Consider the following 19,471-nt stretch of genomic DNA (forward strand, 5'->3'; position numbering starts at 1 on the left):
GATGACGACGATGGTGTTCCCTGCCATGTTCGAACGACAGGCGGAACAGAATCCGGACCTGATCGCCATACGCCATGGAGCTGCGGAGCTGTCCTACGGGGCGCTCAACACACGTGCCGAACACCTGGCTCAGGCTCTTGCCGAGAAAGGCATCGGGCCGCGGACTCTGGTCGCCCTGATGTTGCCCCGCTCGATCGACTTCTTCGTGGCGATCATCGCCACGATGAAGGCCGGCGGCGCGTACTGTCCCATCGATCCGTCCTATCCTCAGGACCGGATCGCTGACATGCGCGAGGACGCGCAGCCCGACCTGGTGCTGAGCGCGCTCGGAGACCTCGAGCCCGACCCATTCGCCACGTCTTCCCCCTCTTCCCGGCGTCGTCCTGCGCCAGGATCCGGAGACACCGCCTACGTCATTTACACATCGGGTTCGAGTGGCCGGCCCAAAGGCGTGATCGTGAGCCACGAAGGGCTGGCCAACCTGGCGGTCACGCAGAAATCCCGGCTGCGGGTGAACCAGGGCGACAGAGTCGCGCAGTTGTCCTCGTCGAGTTTTGACGCGTCGGTGTTCGAGATGGCCCTCGCGTTCGGCAGCGGCGCCACTCTGGTCATCCCGCCCGAAGGCGTCTACGCAGGGGACCCGCTCGGCGTGTTTCTGGCGGAGGAGCGGATCACGCATGCTCTGATCCCGCCTTCCACACTTGCGACCGTCCCCCCTCGGGATCTGCCGGATCTACGGATTCTGGTGGTCGGCGCCGAGGCGTGGGGCCAGGACGTCACAGCCCGCTGGGGTCCGGGGCGGACATTGATCAATGCTTATGGCCCGACCGAGACCTCGGTGGTCGCCACCATGAGTGACCCGATACTCCACCTCGGTTCACCTCCTCTCGGCCACCCGGTGGCGAACAGCCGCTGCTACGTTCTGGACGACTCTCTGCGGCCGGTCCCACCGGACGAGGTGGGAGAGCTTTATGTCGCCGGCTCATGCCTGGCCATCGGATATCTGAATCGCCCGGCACTGACGGCGGAGCGATTCATCGCCTGTCCGTTCGGCGCGCCGGGGGAACGGATGTACCGGACCGGGGATCTGGTGCGGGTCAACAGCGCGGGCGCGCTGGAGTTCGCCGGGCGCGCGGATGACCAGGTGAAGGTACGCGGCTTCCGCATCGAGCCGGGTGAGATCGACACCGTGTTACGCGCCCATCCCACGGTCGCCCAAGCCGTGACCCTGGTCAGAGAGGATCGGCCGGGGGACAGACGGCTCGTCGCCTACGTCACCCCGAGCACGGACGCGGCCGATGGTGGCCGGTTGCGGGAGTATCTCGCGTCCCGCCTGCCGCAGTACATGGTTCCATCAGCCGTCGTCATCATGACCGAGATGCCGTTGACCGCCAGCGGCAAGGTGGATCGTCAAGCGCTTCCCGCCCCTGCCGGAATGGCCGGGACGGGCCTTCCGGCCGAGGCCGGGAACGAGAAGGAAGCGCTGTTCTGCGAACTCTTCGCCCGAGTTCTCGGTGTGGACGCCGTCGGACGCACGGACAACTTCTTCGACTCGGGCGGAGACTCCATCCTCGCCATCGACCTGGTCTCGAGCCTGAAAGAGCACGGCTTCGAGTTGTCGCCGCGTCAGCTCCTGGAGAATCAGACTCCGGAGGCGCTGGCACGCGCGCTCGAACGGAAGAACAGCTCCGCCGAAGCCGGGCACACACCACAGGCGTCGTCGGTGCCGCCCACCCCTCTCATGCATTGGCTGAGGTCCCTGGGCGGGCCGCTGCACGACTTCGCGCAGAGCATGGTCCTGGCCGTTCCTTCAGGGCTCACCTTGGCCGAGTTGCGGGAGACGTTAGGAGACCTCATAGTTCGGCATGACGCCTTCCGGCTGAGGCTCGACACCGGCGCCTGGCGCCTGGAGCCGGCCGCATCGGCGTCCCTGAAGATCTCCCGGGTGAACGTCGCCGGCCTGGCGGAGAACGAGGTATTCCGGCGTGTCCAAGACGAGCGGAAGAACGCGTCCGATCGGCTGAACCCCGAAACCGGGGAGACGTTCGCCTTCACCTGGTTCGACGCCGGACGAACACGACCAGGATGGCTGGTCACGGTCTTTCACCACCTCGTCATAGACGGCGTCTCCTGGCGGATCGTGAACCGGGACCTTGCTCGGATCTGGGAGAGCAGGCGGTCACCCGCGAAGTCTGAGACATCGGCGCGCTCGCTGGGATTCATGGACTGGGGCCACCACCTGAGAACGGCCGCCGAGGCGCCCGCGCTGCTGGAGGAGCTCGGCTTCTGGACGAAGGTGTTACGGACCGAGGACCCCCTGCTCGGCGATCGGGATAGGGACCCGTCGATCGACCGGATGTCGACCGCGCGGCACCTGACTCGGTCACTCACCCCGGAAGCGACGCGGGACCTGCTCGATCAGCTGACCGGCCGGAACGGGTGGGGGGTGAACGCAGGCCTGCTCACCGCACTGGCCCTTTCTGTCGCCGAATGGCGGCACAACCGGGGCAGAGGCGCCAACACGGAGGTGCTCGTCAACCTCGAAGGACACGGCCGGGAGGAGATCGCGCCCGGCGTGGATCCCGCACAAACCGTGGGCTGGCTCACCAGCATGTACCCCGCCCGCATCGACCTGACCCAGATGGGGGCCGGGGCCGCGTGCGCCGGAATCAGAGATTGGCAGGCAGCGCTCGACAGCACCGAACGGCAGTTGCGCAGCATCCCGAAGAAGGGCGTGGGGTTCGGCATGCTGCGCTATCTGAACAGTCAGGGACGGGCTCAGCTCGAACCCTTCAAACCTCCGCAGATCTCCTTCAACTACCTGGGCAGATTCGTTACGGCGCACACGGATGAGTTGTGGGCGCCGGCACCCGAATTTCCCGTACTGGAAACGACGTGGAGCGATGAGACTCCTATGGCGCACACCATCGAGGTCAACGCCGTCATCACCGAATCGGCGACCGGCCCGGTATTGACCACCACCCTGCAGTGGGCGGGGAACCTCATCGCGGAAGAAGACGCGCTCCGTCTGGCGGATCACTGGACGGACGCACTGGACGACATACGACGCCGGCTGACGAACGGGCCGGGCAGCGATGACTAATCCCTTCGAGCGACCTACGGCCAAATATCTCGTCCTGCGCAACGACCGGAACCAGCACTCACTGTGGCCTTCCTGGATACCGGTGCCACCTGGCTGGTCGGTCGTCCACGAAGCCGCATCTAAGGAGTCGTGTCTCCGATACATCGGACGACACGATGCGTCCGCGCCGGCCGACGGCGAGACACCGCGCTGAGCAACCAACGACTGCGACACTAAGAGAGTGGGTTGAGCGATATGACAGAGGCCAAGACGAACGACCGGCTGTTCCCTTCTCAGCTGTGGCGGGAGCGCCGCGGGCATCACATCAAGTTACTGCAGAACCCATGGTATTCCGGCATCGCCGTGCTGCAGAACACCATCTCCGAACTGACCGTGGAATTCTGGCGGAACCAGCACGCGCAGACGCTCCACCTTCCGGTCACCACCGGATCCATCTCGAGCCCGATGGGTCTCGGCAGCGACTCGTACCCGGTCGAGATCGAGCTCGGCGGTGCGAAGACGTACCTCGCGGACTCCATGCAGTTCATGCTCGAACTGGGCTGCCGGATCACGAATCGAGACTGTTACTACATCATGCCGTCCTTCCGCGGCGAGGCCTGCGACGAGACCCACCTCAGTCAGTTCTTCCACAGTGAGGCGGAGATCGAAGGCGGGCTCGCCGACGTGATGTCGACCGTCGAGGAATACGTGGTGGCGTTGAGCGCGGGCCTGCTCGAACGGAACGCCGATCTCATAAACTCACTCGGCGGCCGGCTGGATCACGTGGAAAGGCTGGTGACGGGGCCGTCGTTCGTCAGGTTGACGTTCGACGACGTGGCGGAGGCCGTCGGGCCCGATGGGGTGATGGACCATGACGGGTGGCGTTCACTCACCAGGAAAGGCGAGCAGCAACTGCTTCGATCGGCCGGGGAATTCGTCTGGGTGACGCACTGGGACCACCTGTCCGTGCCGTTCTACCAGGCGTTCGCCGACGAAGAGGGCGCCACCGCCTTGAACGGGGACCTGCTCTTCGGGCCGGGAGAGGTCGTCGGCGCGGGAGAGCGGCACTTGAGCGCCGACCAGGTCAGGAAGGCACTCGCATTGCACCATGTCGATGAGGAGCCGTACCGATGGTATGTCGAGATACGTGAGGAGAAGGAGGTCCGCACGGCCGGCTTCGGAATGGGGATCGAGCGGTATCTCATGTGGCTTCTCTCACACAACGAGATCCGCGACATGCAGCTCCTTCCGCGTGCGCACGGCGAGGACATCTTCCCATGAGCCGGCAGACGGTGCTGATGTGCAAGTGGCAGCGAGATGTCGTGGAAAGGCTGCTTGAGCTCGGCAGCGCCGTCCATCTCGTCCTTGACGACTTCGACGTGCAGGTCGAGCAGCCGGACAAGCGGCTGCTCGAGTCCTGCGCCGACGTCTACCGAGTCGACAGTTTCGACTCTCAGGAGCAGTTGACCGGTATCGCCGTGGACCTCATCGTCCGTGGGATACAGCCGGACCTGATCTTCGCGCACACGGAGTTCAGCCAGCTGGCCGCGGGTTATCTGGAGACCATGCTGGGCCGGTCCGGCAACCGGCTGCGACATGCGGCGCTGAGAGACAAGCGGCTGATGAAGACGGTCGTGGCCCGCGCGGGTGTGCCGGTGGCCGGCTGGCGTTCGGTCGTCGATCCGGCGGACCGGGCCCAGGTGGCCGATGTGCAGGCTCATCTGCGCTTTCCCGTCGTCGTGAAGCCGGCCTTCGGGGTGGGCACGACGAGCACGACGCGGGTGGATTCTCGCGAAGAGTTCAGCCGGGTGATGGAGCGATATACGTTCGACCCGGTGCTACGCTCCCGCCACATCATCGTCGAAGAATTCATCACCGGCCGTGAACTGCACGTCGATGCGTTGTGGCTCGGCGGGCGGCCGGCATTCTTCCTGGTCAGCGCCTATCACCAGACCCGGCTGTCGCTGCTGGACCACGACGAGTCCACGGACGACCGGGTGACGCTCGACGGCAGCTATGTGATATTGCCCGGACACTCCTGCGAGCTTTATCGGAAAGCCGCGGACCTGCATACGCGGGTCAATGAATCGCTCGGCATCTCCGACGCGGTCACCCATCTGGAGGCGTTCGAGACCGCGGCAGGACACCTGATCTTCTCCGAGGTGGCGGCGCGGATGGGAGGAGGTTGGATTCCGCATGTGCTGAGCGAATATCTGGGCGAGAACGCCTGGGCGGTCGTGGCGAGCGCCCTGGCGACCGGGCAGGCGCCCCGATGGCCGGAGCCGACCGTCCATCTCGGCGGCCTGAACCTGCGACCCATGGTTTCCGGCCGCATCACAGAAATGCCGGATCATGAGCAGGTGATGGCGAACGCCGGCTCGCTCGCCTACGTTCCGGTCCGGGGTGTCGGCGATCTGGTCACCTTGCGGCAAGGGGCCGACTGGTGTGCGCATATCGTCCTCACCGCCGAAAGCGAAGCCGAGTATCTGGCGCTTGCGAACACCATCGCAAGAAGACACAGAGTGCTCACGGCTTGAAAAGGAAACGTGCACATCGTGGACGAACCCAGCAGCGCTCTTGATCGAACGAGTCAGGATCACGCCGAAAGAGCGCCGGAATCAGATGGAGCCGATCATGCGCAGGAAGACCCTTATGCGGAGATCGTGGCCGGGATCTTCGCGCGCGTCACGCGTCTGGCCGAGGTGCCGCACGACGTCTCGCTCTTCGACCTGGGTGGCAGCTCGCTCGACGCCGCCCGGGTGTGCACCCGGCTGAGCAGCCGCTTCGGCGTCCCGGTTCCGGTGTCACAGATCGTCGAGCACCCCACGGTGGCCGGCGTGGCACTGCGCATCGGCGAGATTTTGCGCGAAACGCGAACCATCGTGGAAGGACACGTCCCGCGCACCACTGATCAACACGATCCGATCACCGGAGGAGGCGACGCGGTTCCGCTCGACGGCATGCAGGCATCCTTCTGCGTGGCGCACGCCTTCGATCCCGAGGACACGGCACCGGTATGTGTCCTGCTCTGGGAGCTTGAGGGGCCCGTCGACCTCCAAGCGCTGGAAGACGCCCTACATGATGTGGGCGAGCGGCATGAGGCTCTCAGGGCGTCGTACGTCATGCGGGGACGGCCACCGCGGCCCGTCGCCTTGGTGACGCGGAATACCAGGCATCCCTCCTTACCCATCACCGAGATCGGCGACGTCGATGAAGGGCTGGCCCGATGGATCGACAGACAGCTGAATCGTTGTCTCGACATCGCTAAAGGGGAGATCTGGCGCTACGCCGTCCTGCGCTCCCCGCACACTGTCGTACTGGGCGTCGCGATTCACCATGTGGCGTTCGACGGCTGGTCACAAGGCCTGCTGGCGCGTGACCTGTCCGAGGCGTACGCAGCACGGAGCACTGGCCGACCGGCCCTTTTCTCGACGACAGCGCCCTCTCTTCTGGCCGTGGCCCGGGAGAAACGGCGGCAGCAGGCCCACGTTTCCCTCGGACGCCAGAAAGAGTATTGGCTCGGCGCGCTCGCCGGGACCGTCGATCTGGAATTACCGGTGCCGGATCCGGCCGTGCATCAGGCCGCCGCCCACACCCCTGGTTTCCATGTCGCGGCTGACGATGTGGCCGCGCTCGACAGAGTGGCGCGGGCCGGCCATGCGACCCGTTTCACCGCCTTGCTCGCCATTTACAATATGACCTTGCGCGACCTTACCGGGCAGAGCGCCATCGCGGTCGGCGTCCCAGTGGCCCGACGTGGCGGCGAGGCCCTTGACGCCGCTCTGACCTGCTCGATCAACACGGTATGCATACCTTTGCGGCGCTTGGAATCCAGTAATTGGACCGATGCTTTGAGCAGCACACGGACGGCCGCCGCAGCGGCGATGGCGGCTCAGGACGTCGACTTCCTCAATGTGGTGCGCCTGCTGAATCCTCGGCGCGGCGGCAGAAATCCAATCTTCCAGACGATGTTCGCCTTGCAAGACACCCCTCCGCCGTTGTTGACGCTCACCGGATGCGTCAGCACACACCGCCGCATCCCGCCACGACGGGCGATGTTCGAACTGGTCCTAGAGATGTTTCCACTGCCTGACGGCGCGATTCAGGCGGAGTTCAGCTATCAGGCCGAAAAAGTCGCCGGCTCCTTCGTCGAGCGGCTCGCCGCTGCCTATTATCAGAACTTCCGCGATATCATCTCCGAGCACTGGCCATGATCCGATGGGGAGACAGGCGGCAGCGGCTTTTCCGCAGCCGCCAATCCAGGCGGATCGGCGGCGTCGGCGTCTTCCGCGAGGGCGCGTGCGTTCAGGACGTGCCGCAAACCTGGTGGGCGGGATTATAGTGCCGTGCCGGCCATATCCAGAAAACGAAACACGCCGCGCGGATACGGGATTGCCGCTGGAAAGCCAGCATACCAGGATCGATCTGAACCGAGATGTCACCGAAACGAAGTGGCTCAAACGGAGGCTGTTCGATGCAGCAAGTCTTGCTGGACGAGCTTGGTCAGCCGGCGATCAAGTTCACCGAGGGGTCCATGTGGGGCAGGCGATGGGCTTCCCGCATCCAGGCCGTGGGTCCCGGAGCCGCGGAAGCAGTGCTATTACACCTGCAGGGATGGCATCTGTCAGGGCCCGAATCCCTGTGTAACGAACTGATCAGCAAGGGGGCGAAACTTGTCAGACAGGCCCACATCCTGACGCATTTCCTGGACGGGCTCGACCGGTTCGACACGGATATTCCGGCGAATATTCGCTGTGTTCCATGCGACCGGGCACCGGAAAGTGTGCTGCCCGCATGGGTTTCCGCGCTTGGCCCCGGGCATCCTGACCACATACCGGAGAACAACGACACCGTTCTCCGCCAAGAGGTGGATCCGCTGTTGAACGGCACCCTCATGGGGCCGGTACTGCCCTGCTCCGTACTCGCGGTGAATGAGCATGACGAGGTCGTGGCGGGAGTCGTGGTGAATGACTGGGACGGAACGCCATGGATCACCAACGGGTTCAGAGATCCGGCCCGTTCACCACGAGGGCTGGGCACCAAACTGCTTCTGCATTCCCTGAAGTCGGCGGCCTCGGACGGGTTTTCCGCGCTCACCGGATCGGTCAGTCACGACAACCAGGCTTCGCTCAACATGTGTGCGAAACTTGGCTTTCATAATATTTCGACCTATATGACGGTGAGCCTCGGGTGCGATGATTCGACCGCCGGTCGTATCGGCTGAACCGTGAAAGCGTCAGACGGCCTTCCGGCACCAGCCTTTCCCACCACGATCAGGGCGTCTGACCGGGTTGTCCTGAAGCGCGTTCGACGTCAGGGATGATGGTTCAGGCAGCAGGGAGACTATCAGGGAGATCCTCTTGACCACCGAATCACCCATTTTGGTCATTGCCATGGAGCGAGTGACGGGATCCGAGACCGAGAACGGAGTCGAAGCGACCGCCCACGCGATTGAGCGCCATTTTTCGGGATATGCCGGAAAAATGGTCACCGTTTGCGGCGGTGTAGTTCACTTTAATCTACGGCTCGCCGACTCCTCCGGCAAGGAGGTCGCCGCCGCCGTCAGCAGTGTTTCGGATTTCGTGCGCTCATGGAATGAGCACGGTGTCTGGTGCGCGGGCATCGGCGGCCCTGTGGCGGACGACCATTCGATTCCGACCGCGCGGGTCGCGGCGGACCGGACGCTCCGCCTGCTCAAGACCGATTCCTCGGCGCCCCGCGCGGCGCTTTTCTCCGAGCTTTCCTTCCACGTCGCTCTGTTTGAGCTGCAAGACAAGGTGATCGCGGAAGGGCAGGAGTCCACGGGGTCCGTCGCGCGACTGGCGGCGCACGACCGCGAGCACGGGACCGAATTACTGGAAACGCTCCGGGAGTGGCTCGCGTCGTTCGGGAACGCAGCCGCGGCCGCACACCGGATGAACATCCCGCCGAGCACTTTCCGCAGCCGCCTGCGCCGCGCGGTCGCTGTCTCCCGGATAGACCTCGGCGATGCGTCCGACCGGCTTGACGCGGAGCTGCAGATGCGCCTTTTCCATCCGGCACCGGAGCACGGGCATTGAGGGGATCGTCTCAGGGACATCCCGCCTAGGACTCTCCTCGCCCAGTGCGTTCAGCAGGCGATTGGGTGGTCGGCGGCAGCCAGGCCGGGACGAGCCGGGTCCGCGGCGAAAGACGACCTGGTTCCCAGGATCGTCGCCGGGTGATCTCGGCGACGACCCGTTCTTCACAGCGAGCTCGGAGGCAACGTGCCGATATACAGTTCCACCAGCAGTGTCGTCTTGGACGACATTTTCCTGCAGCTGCCCGGCTTCATCGCCGACGTGGACGTCTTCCTCAAGATCGAGGCGTTCAACCCGGCCGGCTCGCTGAAACTCAAGACCGCCGTCGGGCTGATCGACAGCGTGCTCTCCGCGGGCGTGCTGACCCCGCCACACAGTCGCCTGATCGAATCGAGCTCGGGAAATCTGGGCATCGCCTTGAGCGTGGTCGCCGCCGAACACGGCTTCCCCCTCACCATCGTCACCGACGTGAAGGCGAACCGGCAGGCGATCCAGACGATGGAGGCCTTGGGCACCGAGGTCGTGGTGATCGACAGCGACGACCCGAACGGCGGTCATCTGCTGGGCCGCATCGACTACATCCGGCGGGCGCTCGAACAGGACCCGCAGCTGATCTGGCTGAACCAGTACGCCAACCTGGCCAACGCGCACGCCCATCGAGATCGGACCGCCCGGAACATCCACGCTGAGCTAGGAGACATCGACGTGCTCGTGGCCGGAGTCGGTTCGACCGGCACGCTGATGGGGTGCTCGGAGTATTTCGCCCGGCACAGCCGGGGCGCCCGCATCGTGGCCGTGGACATCGAAGGGTCGGTCATCTTCGGCGGCCCTCCGGCCCCTCGCCACATTCCCGGAATCGGCAGCAGCCGTCGCCCGGAGATCTTCACCGATTCGGGCGGCTTCGACAAGGTCCTGGTCACCGAGCCGGACACCATCGCCATGTGTCACCACATGGCCCGTGAGCGCGGACTGCTGATCGGGGGTTCGACCGGATCCGCGCTCACCGCCTTACGGCAGCTCTCGGACTCCATCGCGCCCGGAAGCCGGGTGGCGGTCATCTCCCCCGACCTCGGGGATCGATACCTGGACACGATCTACTCCGGTCACTGGATCGAGAAGCATTACGGTGACGTGCCCGCCATAGCCAGCAGGAGCAGCCTTGTTTGAATTCGACGTGGTTCCCGGGGCGGCCGTCGCCGCGATTCTGCAGGCGAATCGAAAGAATGTCATCGACCTCGTCCGGAACGCCTACTTGTGGCACGAGCAGAAACAGACCATCAATCCGGACAGCTATTTCCTTCGTTTCCCGGACAAGCCCGAAGCCCGTATCATCGCGCTCCCCGCGTATGTCGGCGGCTCCGTGGACAGGGCCGGAATCAAGTGGATCAGCAGTTTCCCGCGGAACATCGACCAGGGCGTGCCACGGGCTTCGGCCGTGTTGCTGCTGAACGACTACGCGACCGGGCATCCGATCGCGTGCCTGGAGGCGGCCGGCATCAGCGCGGCCCGCACCGCGGCCTCCGCGGTCGTCGCCACCGCCGCCTTGACCGAACAGGTGTCGCGGTTCTCCTTCATCGGAGCCGGCGTGATCGCCCGCACTGTCCTCGACCATCTGCTGGACACGGGCTTCAGGCCGGCCCGGCTGGACGTGTACGACCTGGACGGCAGGAGTGCCGAGCACCTCGCCCGCCATGCCGGAGCCCGCGTCGATCAGGTGTCGGTGGCGCCCACCCTCGATGCGGCGCTGAGCGGGGATGTGGTCGTCTTCGCCACCACGGCGCGGTCACCGTACGTCGGGGCTGCCACCTCGCTGCGCCCTGGCCAGATCGTGCTGAACATCTCGCTCCGCGATCTGGCGCCCGAACTGCTGCTCACCGCCGATAACATCGTCGACGACGTCGAGCACTGCCTCAAGGCACAGACCTCGCCGCACCTGGCCGAGCAGCTGTCCGGAGGACGGGACTTCATCACGGGGACCATCGGTGAACTGCTGCTCCGGCACGTCGCCCTCGACCGGAACCGGCCGCTGATCGTCTCGCCGTTCGGGCTGGGCCTGCTCGACATCGCCGTCGGACATTTCGTACTGGAGCAGGCACGCGAACAAGGCCAGACGATTCGCATCCCTGACTTCTTCGGCGAGCCGACACGCTGGTGACGCCGCCCTGAACCGCGGCCACAACCGGCTCATCCACATCATCCGTCAGCATGTTTCACTCGCCGAATAGCAGCCTCTACCAAGCGGAGATAATCTCAGCTACGCTCGCCCAAGGCAGATGACCCGGTCTCCCCAGAACCGGCTGTACCGATTCAAAACTCGCACATGTGGTCTGAGCTGGAGTTTCTTCGTGTCAGCTAGGCTGCTCGGTGGTACTCGTTGATCGCTCCGCTGAGCACCTTTCGGCGTTGAATCTGGCCTTCCATCGGCACCACAACTTGCTCGTCTTGATTGGGTGGGCGTTGTTGGCGAGACTGTTGCGGTCGATGGCTGTTGTAATGCTCGGTGTACTCGTCCAAGACCGATCGAAGGTGCGGTTCGTCGTGATCAGCATCCGGTCGGTGCATTCGGCTCGGACGGTGCGCACCCAGCGTTCGGCGTAGCAGTTGGCCCGAGGTGTCCGCGGCGGCGTCTTCATCATCGTGACACCAGCCCCGGCGAAGATCTCATCGAAGACGGCGGTGAATTTGGCATCCCGGTCACGGATGAGGAACCGGAACGAGCCCGCCTTCTGCCCGAGATCTATGAGCAGATTGCGGGCCTGCTGAGCCGTCCACGCGCCGGCTGGATGGGCGGTCACACCCAGGACGTGAACGCGCCGCGTCTCTATCTCCATCACGAACAACACATACAGGCGTTTCAAGAAGATCGTGTCGACGTGGAAGAAGTCGCAAGCCAACAGTCCCTTCGCTTGCAGGCGGAGAAACTTTCGCCATGAAGTGTCGAAGCTTCGGGGCGCCGGACCGTAACGGCGCGAGCGTAGAATCCGGCGCACGGTCGCTTCGCTGACCTGGAAACCGAGTCGAGCCAACTCACCATGGACCCGTCGATACCCCCACCTCGGGTTTTCGCGTGCCAGACGGAGGGCCAACTCCCGGACCTCCTTGCTCGTTGCGGGACGGCCGGAGTGGTTGGAGTACGTCCACGCGCGTTTGATCAGCTGGCGATGCCACGCCAATAGGGTGCCCGGGGTGACCAGCCGATGAGTTCGCAGCATCGTCGGCAGGAAGCGGGTCAGTGCTGCCAGGACCGCCCGATCAACCCAGTCCGGTTTCGGCCGGATGACCTGACGCTTCAACACGGCCACCTCATGCCGGAGCACCATGATCTCGACGTCCTTGGACTCCTGAGCACGGCCTAGCAACACCAGCCAGCCGAATACCCGAATCAGGGTCATGTACAGCAGACGAACCGACACAGAGCGCGATCTTGCCCGTACGGCGCCTGAAGGTCAAAACCGCAGATCAAGCACCACGCGATGAGTTATGAAGCGGTACAGCCAGGACCTAGATACGGGTGATGCCGGGAGAGCCGCTACGCTCCCGTGGCCCCATCGATGCGCTCCCGGATCAGGTCGGCGTGCCCGGCATGCTGCGCGTACTCCTCCAGGAGGTGAATGTAGATCCAGCGGAGGCTGACCTTGCCGGTCGGCGCCCGGGGGTCGTCGGCCAGCTCCTCGAGGTCGATGTCCGCAACCGCGGCGTCGCAGGCAGCCGTCTCCGCGAGGAAGGCGGCGTAGTCCGCCTCGGCGTCGGCGTCGGCCACCAGGTCGAAGTCGCCGTCTTCGTACTCCTCCGTGATGTGCAGCTCGGGCAAGTTTTCGTGCAGGAACTTCTCCCGGAACCACCAGCGCTCGACTTCCGTCATGTGTCGCAGGAGGCCGAGCAACGTCAGGTTGGACGGCTCCACGGAGGCGGTCTTCAGTTGCTCGGAGGTGAGGCCGGCGCATTTGCGCAGCAGGAACACCCGGCGGAGCTTCAACCAGTTATCCAGCATCTCGCGTTCGCCACAGGCCATGTCGGTCCGAGGTCCCCGCTCTACGTCGGGTGCTGTCCACGTCATGTCACCATCATGACGACCTGCGCAACCGATTTTGCGGGGTACGCGCGTATCTTGCCCGCCGGGCGTATCGCTCGAAGATGGGGCTCGACCAGGGCATCCCTGTCCCGGCCTCGGCGACCCAATTCTTTGTCAGCAGGCTCTTTAGACACTCACGTGCGGGCAGACGTGGTTCTGTTCCGGGCTGCCTTGCCATCTGCGGTGCGGCCGCTGCCATGACTGCTGGGCGAAGAGCGCGCGGGCCGCACTTCCGCCCCAAGCCGCGCCCATCGATCGCCTTCTGAAGAACGGCCTACCGCTAGGGGGCCGACCGCCAGTCGGGGAGGTCCTCGAAGTACACGTCGTAGCGGTGCTGCTCGGGGAGAAGTGAGGCGAATTCCGCCTCGCCACGGCTGATGACGGCCAGCTGCTCGAAGTAGCCAAACCGTTCGATACCAGGGCTGAGCACGACGACCACGTTGGCCACCTCACCCTCTGCCGCCCCAAAGACGTGCGGCAGGCCGGGCGGTACGACGACAAGCCCACCCTTTCCCACCGTGGTCAGAGTGTCGCCGAGACGGAACAACATCGTCCCGTCCAGCACATAGAAAAGCTCGTGGGAGAGCTTGTGGTGGTGCGGGGGTGCCCCGTCGGCGCCGGTTGCGAGAGTGAGCCTGCTGGCGCTGACCGCGCCCCCGTCGGCGAGCAGCTCGAACGCGCCGTCCGTGAGCGATGCCCCGGCCGCCTCACCGGGTTGCACCACCAGCGCAGTTTGCATGGCCTCCATAGTGACTCCTTCGATCGGACGTGTCGCCCGGTGATCAGTCTGGCGCGCCAGTCACCTCGCGAAGGACGTCACCGGGACCGCACCTGCTGTACATGTACAGTTGTAGCCCACGGCAACTGTACATGTCCAGTCGGGGAGTGCCAGACTGCCGGTATGGCAGCGACGAAGACCCCACCCCTCGACACCGACGTCCCCGGAGCGCCGTCGCCCGATGCGACGCGTTCGCGGGACGGCGAGGCGTCACGCGCCACGATCCTGATGGCCGCCCGTGCGGCCTTCGACCGCAAGGGCTACGCGCAGACGTCGCTACGCGAGATCGCTAGAAACGCAGGGGTCAGGCCCTCACTGGTCGTGCACTTCTACGGCTCGAAGGCGGGCCTGCTGGCCGCCACCGTCGAATGGCCCTTCGATCCCGACACGGTTGTCCGTCAGGTCCTCGCGATGGGCCCCGACCACATCGGCGAGCGTCTCGCCGACGTGTTCCTGGAGACCTGGGAGCAGGACGGTCGGCCCAACACGGCTCTCACCCTGCTGCACGCGGCCTGCGAGCGTCCGGAGGCGGCCACGCTCATGCGGGAGCTGTTCACCACGTGCGTGGTGGATCCGATCGTCACGGCCATCGCCCCCGAACGGGCCGAGCTCCGGGCCTCTCTGGTGGCCAGTCACCTGCTGGGCCTGCACGTGGGGCGCTACCTGCTGGAGTTCCACGCGATCGCCGGGGCGGATGCCGACGTACTCAAGCAGGCGCTGGCGTCCACCATCCAGCACATGTGCACCGGACCGCTCTGGTAGGCGCCCCCCGGGCCCAGGCAATCGCAATCTGCTAGCACGTTGAGACGACACCCCTGCGATGCGGGCTGTGCTGCGAGGCGGCACGAGACACTTGAACTGGTCCAGGCAACAAAGAAACCCCGGGCCGACGGCCTGGGGTTTCTTTCTACATGAAGCGGGTGGCGAGAATCGAACTCGCGCTCCGAGCTTGAAAATCACCGGGCTCTGTGCCCCCATCAGCGAGCTGACCAGCGGGAACGGGTGCCAAGGGGAACCCTGGAGCTCGCCTTCGCGCCCGTAGTTGACCGTGGTTCCCCGCCCTGTCCGGCACGGATCGGGCACGGATACCTTTTGTCCGTAGCTCTAGCTGGATCGGTCACCGACGGCCATTACGGCCGCGGCGAGGGGTGACGGCGATTATATGGGGGCCTGCCCGCTGCGGGCGGCCAGGGCTCGGTCGGCGGGGCCGGCGAGGATGCCCTGGGTGAGGGCGTCGTCGAGTTCGGCCTGCTCGGTCGCCAGGATCTGCCGCAGGAGGGCGATGAGTTTTGCCGGGCGGCGGCGATGCGCGCGAGGGCGGCGGCCTGGACGGCGTCGCTGGCGCGAGTGGGAGTGTCGGGGCGGTCCTGGGAGGGTGATGGTGTCGGTCATGCGCCCGTCACGTCGTCACCCTGCCGCCGTCGACCGGGGGCCTGGTCCTCGACGACTTCGACGGCGATCCGGCGTGCCCGTCCGCCGCGCGCAACGACCTCGGCCGGGAGACCGGTTCCTCAACGGCGGCGGGTCCGGCGGGGCGCTCAGTCTGCGGTACGACAACTGCGGCTGGTTCGACACCGGCGTGTCCGCGTACACCCATCTCATCGTGCGGATCAAGGGCGCGACAGGAGGCAAGTAGGCCCCCCAACTCGCGATGGGCGGTCCGAGCCGCAGGAGGACCCTCAGGTAACATCCGTCCTGCGAGCCGACGGCATTTCTTCTGGTCATGAGGGGCTGACGGGTGGACAGCGCGATGGATCCAGCGGCCGACATCCGGGCTCGGCTCCAGGAGCATTGGGAGGCGTCCGAACGCGGTGACGTCGACGCTGAGCATGCGATCTACGCTGCGGATGCGATCCTGGACTACCCGCAGTCGGGCGAGCGTTTCACTGGCCGGTCGAGGATCCAGGCGCAACGCGGCGGGCACCCGGCAGAACGCCACTTCACCGTCCGCCGGATCCTGGGCCGCGGCGACCTTTGGGTGAGCGAGTGCGTGATCACCTATGACGGCGTGCCCACGTACTCGCTCAGCGTCATGGAGCTCACCGACGGTCTCGTCACGCACGAGACCCAGTACTTCGCCGACCCGTTCCCCGCGGCTCCCGGGCGCGCCGCGCTGGCCGAGCCGATTCCGGTCCGCGACCAGCAAGCCGATTGAGCTACCGCGAACCCCGCGTATAGGCACCGGCAAAAGACCGGCCTCTCCGGCCGCCCACGTGCGCGGCGAAGTGATGTAGCGAGCGGTAGGCCACCACGACCCATGCGGCGGCGAGCAGCGTGTAGAGGACGACGGCGACCCAGACGAACACCTGCGAGCCGACACGGGCGGCGAGCACACTGGTGCCGGTGACGCAGGCGCCGAGGGGAAAGATGAAAGACCACCAGGTGGGCGCGAAGGGCAGCCCCGCTCGCAGCTCCCGTACGGTCAGCGCCGCGGCGAGCGCCAGCCACAACATGGCGAAGCCCCACACCCCGGCCCCGCCCAGCAGCGCGAGGACCGCCGCGCCGCGCGCGTACGGCACGGGCAGAGCGCTCGGCGCCGCCGTGGCCAGCGCTCCCAGCCCTGTCACCACCTGGCCCAGCGCCCCCAGGCCGATCCACACCGTGGGCACCGTGGCACCGGCGGGCGCGTCATGGTGCACCAGGCGGCTGTAGATCATGGCCAGCACCAGCAGCGCCGCCACCAGGCCGAGCCCGAACATCGCATAGCAGCCCAGCAGCAGGGCCAGCCGCGGCTGTCCGGCAGGCGCGTGCGGGACGAGCAGCGCGCCCGTCGTCGCTGAGACCAGCGGCGGCACCACCGGCATCAGCCAGCCGCCGAAGGCCGCGTCCGGCGCGAAGCGGTGCCGGGTGATCATCAGGTACGGCACCGTACCCGCCGTGGCCAGACCGAGTGCAGTACCGAGCGACCACAACGCCCAGCTCACGCCCAGCGCGGCCCGTGCCCCGATCACCGGTTGGCCGAGCTGCAAGGCGCCGGCACCCACCGTGAGCAGCGCCACGGCTGGCGCGCCGAAGAACTGGGCCTGCACCGGATCGGCGGCGTGCAGCCGCAGCGCCCGCTGCCGGACGTAGCCGGCCGCCAGGACGACGAGCAGCAGGCCGGCCCCCGACCAGACCACTGTGGCGGCGGCCCGCAGGCCGGAGAAGCTTTGGGGCAGGGTGACCGCTGCGTTGGCGACGATGCCGGTGCCCATGACGGCCGCGAACCAGCTGGGGCCGAACGGCGCACGACCTGTCACGTTCGCCCCGGACGGCGAAGGGCGGGCGTCGCCCTCGGCAGGGGTGGTTCGGGTACTGCTGGGGTGGGGTGTCACGGCGGCGAACGCCTCTTTCCTCGTCCCGGGAATCATCGTCGTGAACCGGCAGGCCCGGCGGACCGCGGCCAAGCCTGCCGGCCCGTCGGCTTCACGGTATGGCGGCCTGGCATGCCTCGCGGATACCAGCATGTGACACAACACCCTCACATCAGGACTTGAGGGAGTGCCAACCGAACGGCGCGGCCGTCACCGCGAGTGCTTCGGCCCCTGCCGCTCTGTGGTGCGGAAACGCGCCCGGAACGCGCCCGGGGTCACCTTGAGATTGCGGACGAACGCTCTGCGCAGTGACTCGGCGGAGCCGAACCCGGTGCGGCGGGCGATCACTGCCATGGGATCGTCGCCGGTCTCCAGCAGCGCCTGGGCCGCTTCCAGCCGGATCTGCTCGACGTACCGGGCCGGTGTCGTGCCCACCTCGTCGTAGAAGAGCCGGGTCACGTGGCGGGAACTGATGCCGGCCCTGCGAGCCATGGCGGACAGCGTGTGGTCGGCCCCGGGGTCTTCCGCGACGACGTCCAGCACTCGGCGAAGCATCTCCTGGCGGGGGTGCGGAGCACGGGCGCGAACGCTGAACTGGGACTGCCCGCCGGGTCGTTGCATGAACACCACCATGTCCCTGGCCACTGCGCGGGCCACTTCGGCCCCACAGTCCGCTTCCACGAGAGCCAGCGAGAGGTCGATGCCCGCGCTGACTCCGGCCGAGGTCAGCACCTTGCCGTCCTGAACGAAAATCGCGTCGGGCTCGACCTGGACGGCGGGAAAGCGCAGGGCGAGGTCGCGTGAGTGGCGCCAGTGAGTGGCGGCGCGACGGCCGTCCAGAAGGCCGGCGGCGGCCAGCAGGAAGGCGCCGGTGCAGACGGAAACCGTGCGGTCAGAGTTCGCGTCGAGCCTGCGTACGATGTCCAGCAACGCGTCGTCCTTGATCATCTGCTCCCAGCCCGGACCTCCGGGGATCACCAGGATGTCGCTGGTCTCGCGCGCGTCCTCGACGGCCATGTCGACGCTGAGACGGGTGCCAGCCGAGGTCGCCACCTCGCCGCCGTCGGCCGACACCATGTTCAGGCGGTAGCGTCCGCCGAACTCGTTCGCCGAAGCGAACACCTCGATCGGCCCGGTCACATCGAGCAGCCGGACCCCGGGAAATACGAAGATCGTCACGAGGAGCGGGCCGGTTCCGGCGTGTCTGAGGTTCATCGAATGCCTCCGGACCTGCGACGAAGCTCCCATGCATGCTAAGCCGAGTGAGTTCGGAAAACAAACTGACTATCGATGGTCGCTCCTGGGAGTCCGGCGCTTCGCCGCGTCAAGTAGGCGCGCACACTACTCGAAGTACTTGTCTCATAACTGAAAGTCACCAAAGATAACCGAAGCTGCCTGAGTCCCCAGGGCGCGGGGTCTACGCGGTGCCGACCGGCTGGCTGGTACGCCGGTGGACGACGAGCGGTGCGTGGACGGACCGGCACAGCCGCTGCCTGGCCGGTGAGGCGTTGGCGGAGCACACCGCCTTGTCGCGGCCACCGCCGCCACCCTCGCCGACAAGCTGGAGCCGTCCGCTCCGGGGCTCGTCATGGTCGGTTTGCCGACGCTGCTCGGCCTCCGTCGAGACGGCCGGAACGGCGAGTTCGACTGTGCGCCTACCGAAATCACGTCCATGCACGTCAGGCAGACCATGCATCGCATCCGAGGTCCGCTGCGAGCCATCCTGCCCGTGGACGCAAATGACCAGGCGATGGCTGCTCGGTGGTTGCTCGCACACGTTCGATCCGCCGTAAAAGTTCGAGTTCACCACGCAAGCCTGGCCCCAGACAGCCGCGCCGAGATGGGGACAAATAGCGCATAGTGCCGATGGTCAAGAACGCATGGTTGCTCGGTGGTTGCTCGCGTGTACGCGATACAGCACGGGACGCGTCGGCACAGACCGACACGACGACGGGGATAATCCCAGCCACGACAATACAGAACAGCACTTCGCGACACTGAGGTGATCTCAGCGAAATAGTTCGGACGAATTGGGATTTCTTGGACGCCGCTGGTGGCGTTCCGGGCCTATCGGGAGGAGTTGCCGAAGGCCGTAAACAGACGTGGAGCCCCCGGTAGAAGAGCTCTCACCACAAGAAATCCCAGCCGCCGGAAGGCTCCACGTGATTGCTCATCGTGCCACGCTCG

At 65.9% G+C, this 19,471-nt stretch carries 19 protein-coding genes; 12 read left to right on the forward strand and 7 right to left on the reverse strand.

Annotated features, from left to right (window positions below):
* Window position 1 precedes the first annotated feature (1 nt).
* The 9 genes from ACWDRB_RS55035 to sbnB all read left to right on the forward strand — a co-directional run bounded on the left by ACWDRB_RS55035 (window position 2) and on the right by sbnB (window position 11,296).
* Window positions 2-3,103: an amino acid adenylation domain-containing protein gene (locus ACWDRB_RS55035; RefSeq protein WP_449908617.1), complete on the forward strand. Its 3,102-nt coding sequence runs from the start codon at window positions 2-4 to the stop codon at window positions 3,101-3,103.
* On the forward strand, window positions 3,096-3,296 hold the full coding sequence (locus ACWDRB_RS55040; protein ID WP_449908618.1) for an MbtH family protein: 201 nt from the start codon (window positions 3,096-3,098) through the stop codon (window positions 3,294-3,296). Before ACWDRB_RS55035 ends, ACWDRB_RS55040 begins: the two co-directional genes overlap by 8 nt.
* A gap of 41 nt (window positions 3,297-3,337) precedes the next feature.
* Complete coding sequence (locus ACWDRB_RS55045; protein WP_449908656.1) at window positions 3,338-4,363, forward strand: amino acid--tRNA ligase-related protein; 1,026 nt, start codon at window positions 3,338-3,340, stop codon at window positions 4,361-4,363.
* Window positions 4,360-5,619, forward strand: a complete 1,260-nt coding sequence (locus ACWDRB_RS55050) for an ATP-grasp domain-containing protein (RefSeq protein ID WP_449908620.1) — start codon at window positions 4,360-4,362, stop codon at window positions 5,617-5,619. Before ACWDRB_RS55045 ends, ACWDRB_RS55050 begins: the two co-directional genes overlap by 4 nt.
* Window positions 5,620-5,628: 9 nt before the next feature.
* Window positions 5,629-7,296 (forward strand): condensation domain-containing protein, encoded by a 1,668-nt coding sequence (locus ACWDRB_RS55055; protein WP_449908622.1) that lies wholly within the window; start codon window positions 5,629-5,631, stop codon window positions 7,294-7,296.
* A gap of 260 nt (window positions 7,297-7,556) precedes the next feature.
* Window positions 7,557-8,306 (forward strand): N-acetyltransferase family protein, encoded by a 750-nt coding sequence (locus ACWDRB_RS55060; RefSeq protein ID WP_449908624.1) that lies wholly within the window; start codon window positions 7,557-7,559, stop codon window positions 8,304-8,306.
* Between the two features lie 136 nt (window positions 8,307-8,442).
* Window positions 8,443-9,141 carry a PucR family transcriptional regulator gene (locus tag ACWDRB_RS55065; protein ID WP_449908626.1) on the forward strand — a complete coding sequence of 233 codons (699 nt, stop codon included), beginning with the start codon at window positions 8,443-8,445 and terminating at the stop codon, window positions 9,139-9,141.
* 219 nt (window positions 9,142-9,360) lie between these two features.
* A complete protein-coding gene (locus tag ACWDRB_RS55070) occupies window positions 9,361-10,308 on the forward strand; it encodes a pyridoxal-phosphate dependent enzyme (protein ID WP_449908627.1) in 948 nt (315 codons plus the stop codon).
* Window positions 10,301-11,296 (forward strand): 2,3-diaminopropionate biosynthesis protein SbnB, encoded by a 996-nt coding sequence (gene sbnB / locus ACWDRB_RS55075; RefSeq protein WP_449908629.1) that lies wholly within the window; start codon window positions 10,301-10,303, stop codon window positions 11,294-11,296. The genes ACWDRB_RS55070 and sbnB overlap by 8 nt, the downstream gene beginning before the upstream one ends.
* Before the next feature lie 193 nt (window positions 11,297-11,489).
* On the opposite strand, the gene ACWDRB_RS55080 is transcribed toward sbnB, so the two are convergent.
* The 3 genes from ACWDRB_RS55080 to ACWDRB_RS55090 all read right to left on the reverse strand — a co-directional run bounded on the left by ACWDRB_RS55080 (window position 11,490) and on the right by ACWDRB_RS55090 (window position 13,961).
* Window positions 11,490-12,554, reverse strand: a complete 1,065-nt coding sequence (locus ACWDRB_RS55080; RefSeq protein WP_449908631.1) for a helix-turn-helix domain-containing protein — start codon at window positions 12,552-12,554, stop codon at window positions 11,490-11,492.
* Between the two features lie 116 nt (window positions 12,555-12,670).
* Entirely contained in the window at window positions 12,671-13,198 is a 528-nt protein-coding gene (locus tag ACWDRB_RS55085; protein WP_449908633.1) for a DinB family protein, read from the reverse strand.
* Window positions 13,199-13,493: 295 nt separating this feature from the next.
* A complete protein-coding gene (locus tag ACWDRB_RS55090; RefSeq protein ID WP_449908635.1) occupies window positions 13,494-13,961 on the reverse strand; it encodes a cupin domain-containing protein in 468 nt (155 codons plus the stop codon).
* Between the two features lie 153 nt (window positions 13,962-14,114).
* On the opposite strand from ACWDRB_RS55090, the gene ACWDRB_RS55095 reads away from it, so the two are divergent.
* The gene (locus ACWDRB_RS55095; protein WP_449908636.1) at window positions 14,115-14,753 is read left to right on the forward strand and encodes a TetR/AcrR family transcriptional regulator; all 639 of its coding nucleotides are present in this window, start codon (window positions 14,115-14,117) and stop codon (window positions 14,751-14,753) included.
* Between the two features lie 396 nt (window positions 14,754-15,149).
* On the opposite strand, the gene ACWDRB_RS55100 is transcribed toward ACWDRB_RS55095, so the two are convergent.
* Window positions 15,150-15,383, reverse strand: a complete 234-nt coding sequence (locus ACWDRB_RS55100) for a hypothetical protein (protein ID WP_449908638.1) — start codon at window positions 15,381-15,383, stop codon at window positions 15,150-15,152.
* A 73-nt stretch (window positions 15,384-15,456) separates the two neighbouring features.
* On the opposite strand from ACWDRB_RS55100, the gene ACWDRB_RS55105 reads away from it, so the two are divergent.
* Complete coding sequence (locus tag ACWDRB_RS55105) at window positions 15,457-15,627, forward strand: hypothetical protein (RefSeq protein ID WP_449908640.1); 171 nt, start codon at window positions 15,457-15,459, stop codon at window positions 15,625-15,627.
* Window positions 15,628-15,741: 114 nt separating this feature from the next.
* Window positions 15,742-16,146 carry a nuclear transport factor 2 family protein gene (locus tag ACWDRB_RS55110; protein ID WP_449908642.1) on the forward strand — a complete coding sequence of 135 codons (405 nt, stop codon included), beginning with the start codon at window positions 15,742-15,744 and terminating at the stop codon, window positions 16,144-16,146.
* Window position 16,147: 1 nt separating this feature from the next.
* Here ACWDRB_RS55110 and ACWDRB_RS55115 read toward each other — a convergent pair whose 3' ends face one another.
* From ACWDRB_RS55115 to ACWDRB_RS55125, 3 genes are all read right to left on the reverse strand, one after another.
* On the reverse strand, window positions 16,148-17,230 hold the full coding sequence (locus ACWDRB_RS55115; protein ID WP_449908644.1) for a TDT family transporter: 1,083 nt from the start codon (window positions 17,228-17,230) through the stop codon (window positions 16,148-16,150).
* Window positions 17,231-17,494: 264 nt separating this feature from the next.
* Window positions 17,495-18,499, reverse strand: a complete 1,005-nt coding sequence (locus tag ACWDRB_RS55120; protein WP_449908646.1) for a GlxA family transcriptional regulator — start codon at window positions 18,497-18,499, stop codon at window positions 17,495-17,497.
* 202 nt (window positions 18,500-18,701) lie between these two features.
* A complete protein-coding gene (locus ACWDRB_RS55125; protein ID WP_449908648.1) occupies window positions 18,702-18,962 on the reverse strand; it encodes a hypothetical protein in 261 nt (86 codons plus the stop codon).
* Window positions 18,963-19,471: the final 509 nt, after the last annotated feature.

The organism is Nonomuraea sp. NPDC003707 (genome assembly GCF_053587055.1).

What these genes read in the sequence shown, in the direction of transcription:
- ACWDRB_RS55035 (WP_449908617.1), top strand. Translation starts at nt 2, where the DNA reads ATGACGACGATGGTGTTCCCTGCCATGTTCGAACGACAGGCGGAACAG.
- ACWDRB_RS55040 (WP_449908618.1), top strand. Translation starts at nt 3,096, where the DNA reads ATGACTAATCCCTTCGAGCGACCTACGGCCAAATATCTCGTCCTGCGC.
- ACWDRB_RS55045 (WP_449908656.1), top strand. Translation starts at nt 3,338, where the DNA reads ATGACAGAGGCCAAGACGAACGACCGGCTGTTCCCTTCTCAGCTGTGG.
- ACWDRB_RS55050 (WP_449908620.1), top strand. Translation starts at nt 4,360, where the DNA reads ATGAGCCGGCAGACGGTGCTGATGTGCAAGTGGCAGCGAGATGTCGTG.
- ACWDRB_RS55060 (WP_449908624.1), top strand. Translation starts at nt 7,557, where the DNA reads ATGCAGCAAGTCTTGCTGGACGAGCTTGGTCAGCCGGCGATCAAGTTC.
- ACWDRB_RS55085 (WP_449908633.1), bottom strand. Translation starts at nt 13,198, where the DNA reads ATGACGTGGACAGCACCCGACGTAGAGCGGGGACCTCGGACCGACATG.
- ACWDRB_RS55090 (WP_449908635.1), bottom strand. Translation starts at nt 13,961, where the DNA reads ATGGAGGCCATGCAAACTGCGCTGGTGGTGCAACCCGGTGAGGCGGCC.
- ACWDRB_RS55095 (WP_449908636.1), top strand. Translation starts at nt 14,115, where the DNA reads ATGGCAGCGACGAAGACCCCACCCCTCGACACCGACGTCCCCGGAGCG.
- ACWDRB_RS55100 (WP_449908638.1), bottom strand. Translation starts at nt 15,383, where the DNA reads ATGACCGACACCATCACCCTCCCAGGACCGCCCCGACACTCCCACTCG.
- ACWDRB_RS55110 (WP_449908642.1), top strand. Translation starts at nt 15,742, where the DNA reads ATGGATCCAGCGGCCGACATCCGGGCTCGGCTCCAGGAGCATTGGGAG.
- ACWDRB_RS55120 (WP_449908646.1), bottom strand. Translation starts at nt 18,499, where the DNA reads ATGAACCTCAGACACGCCGGAACCGGCCCGCTCCTCGTGACGATCTTC.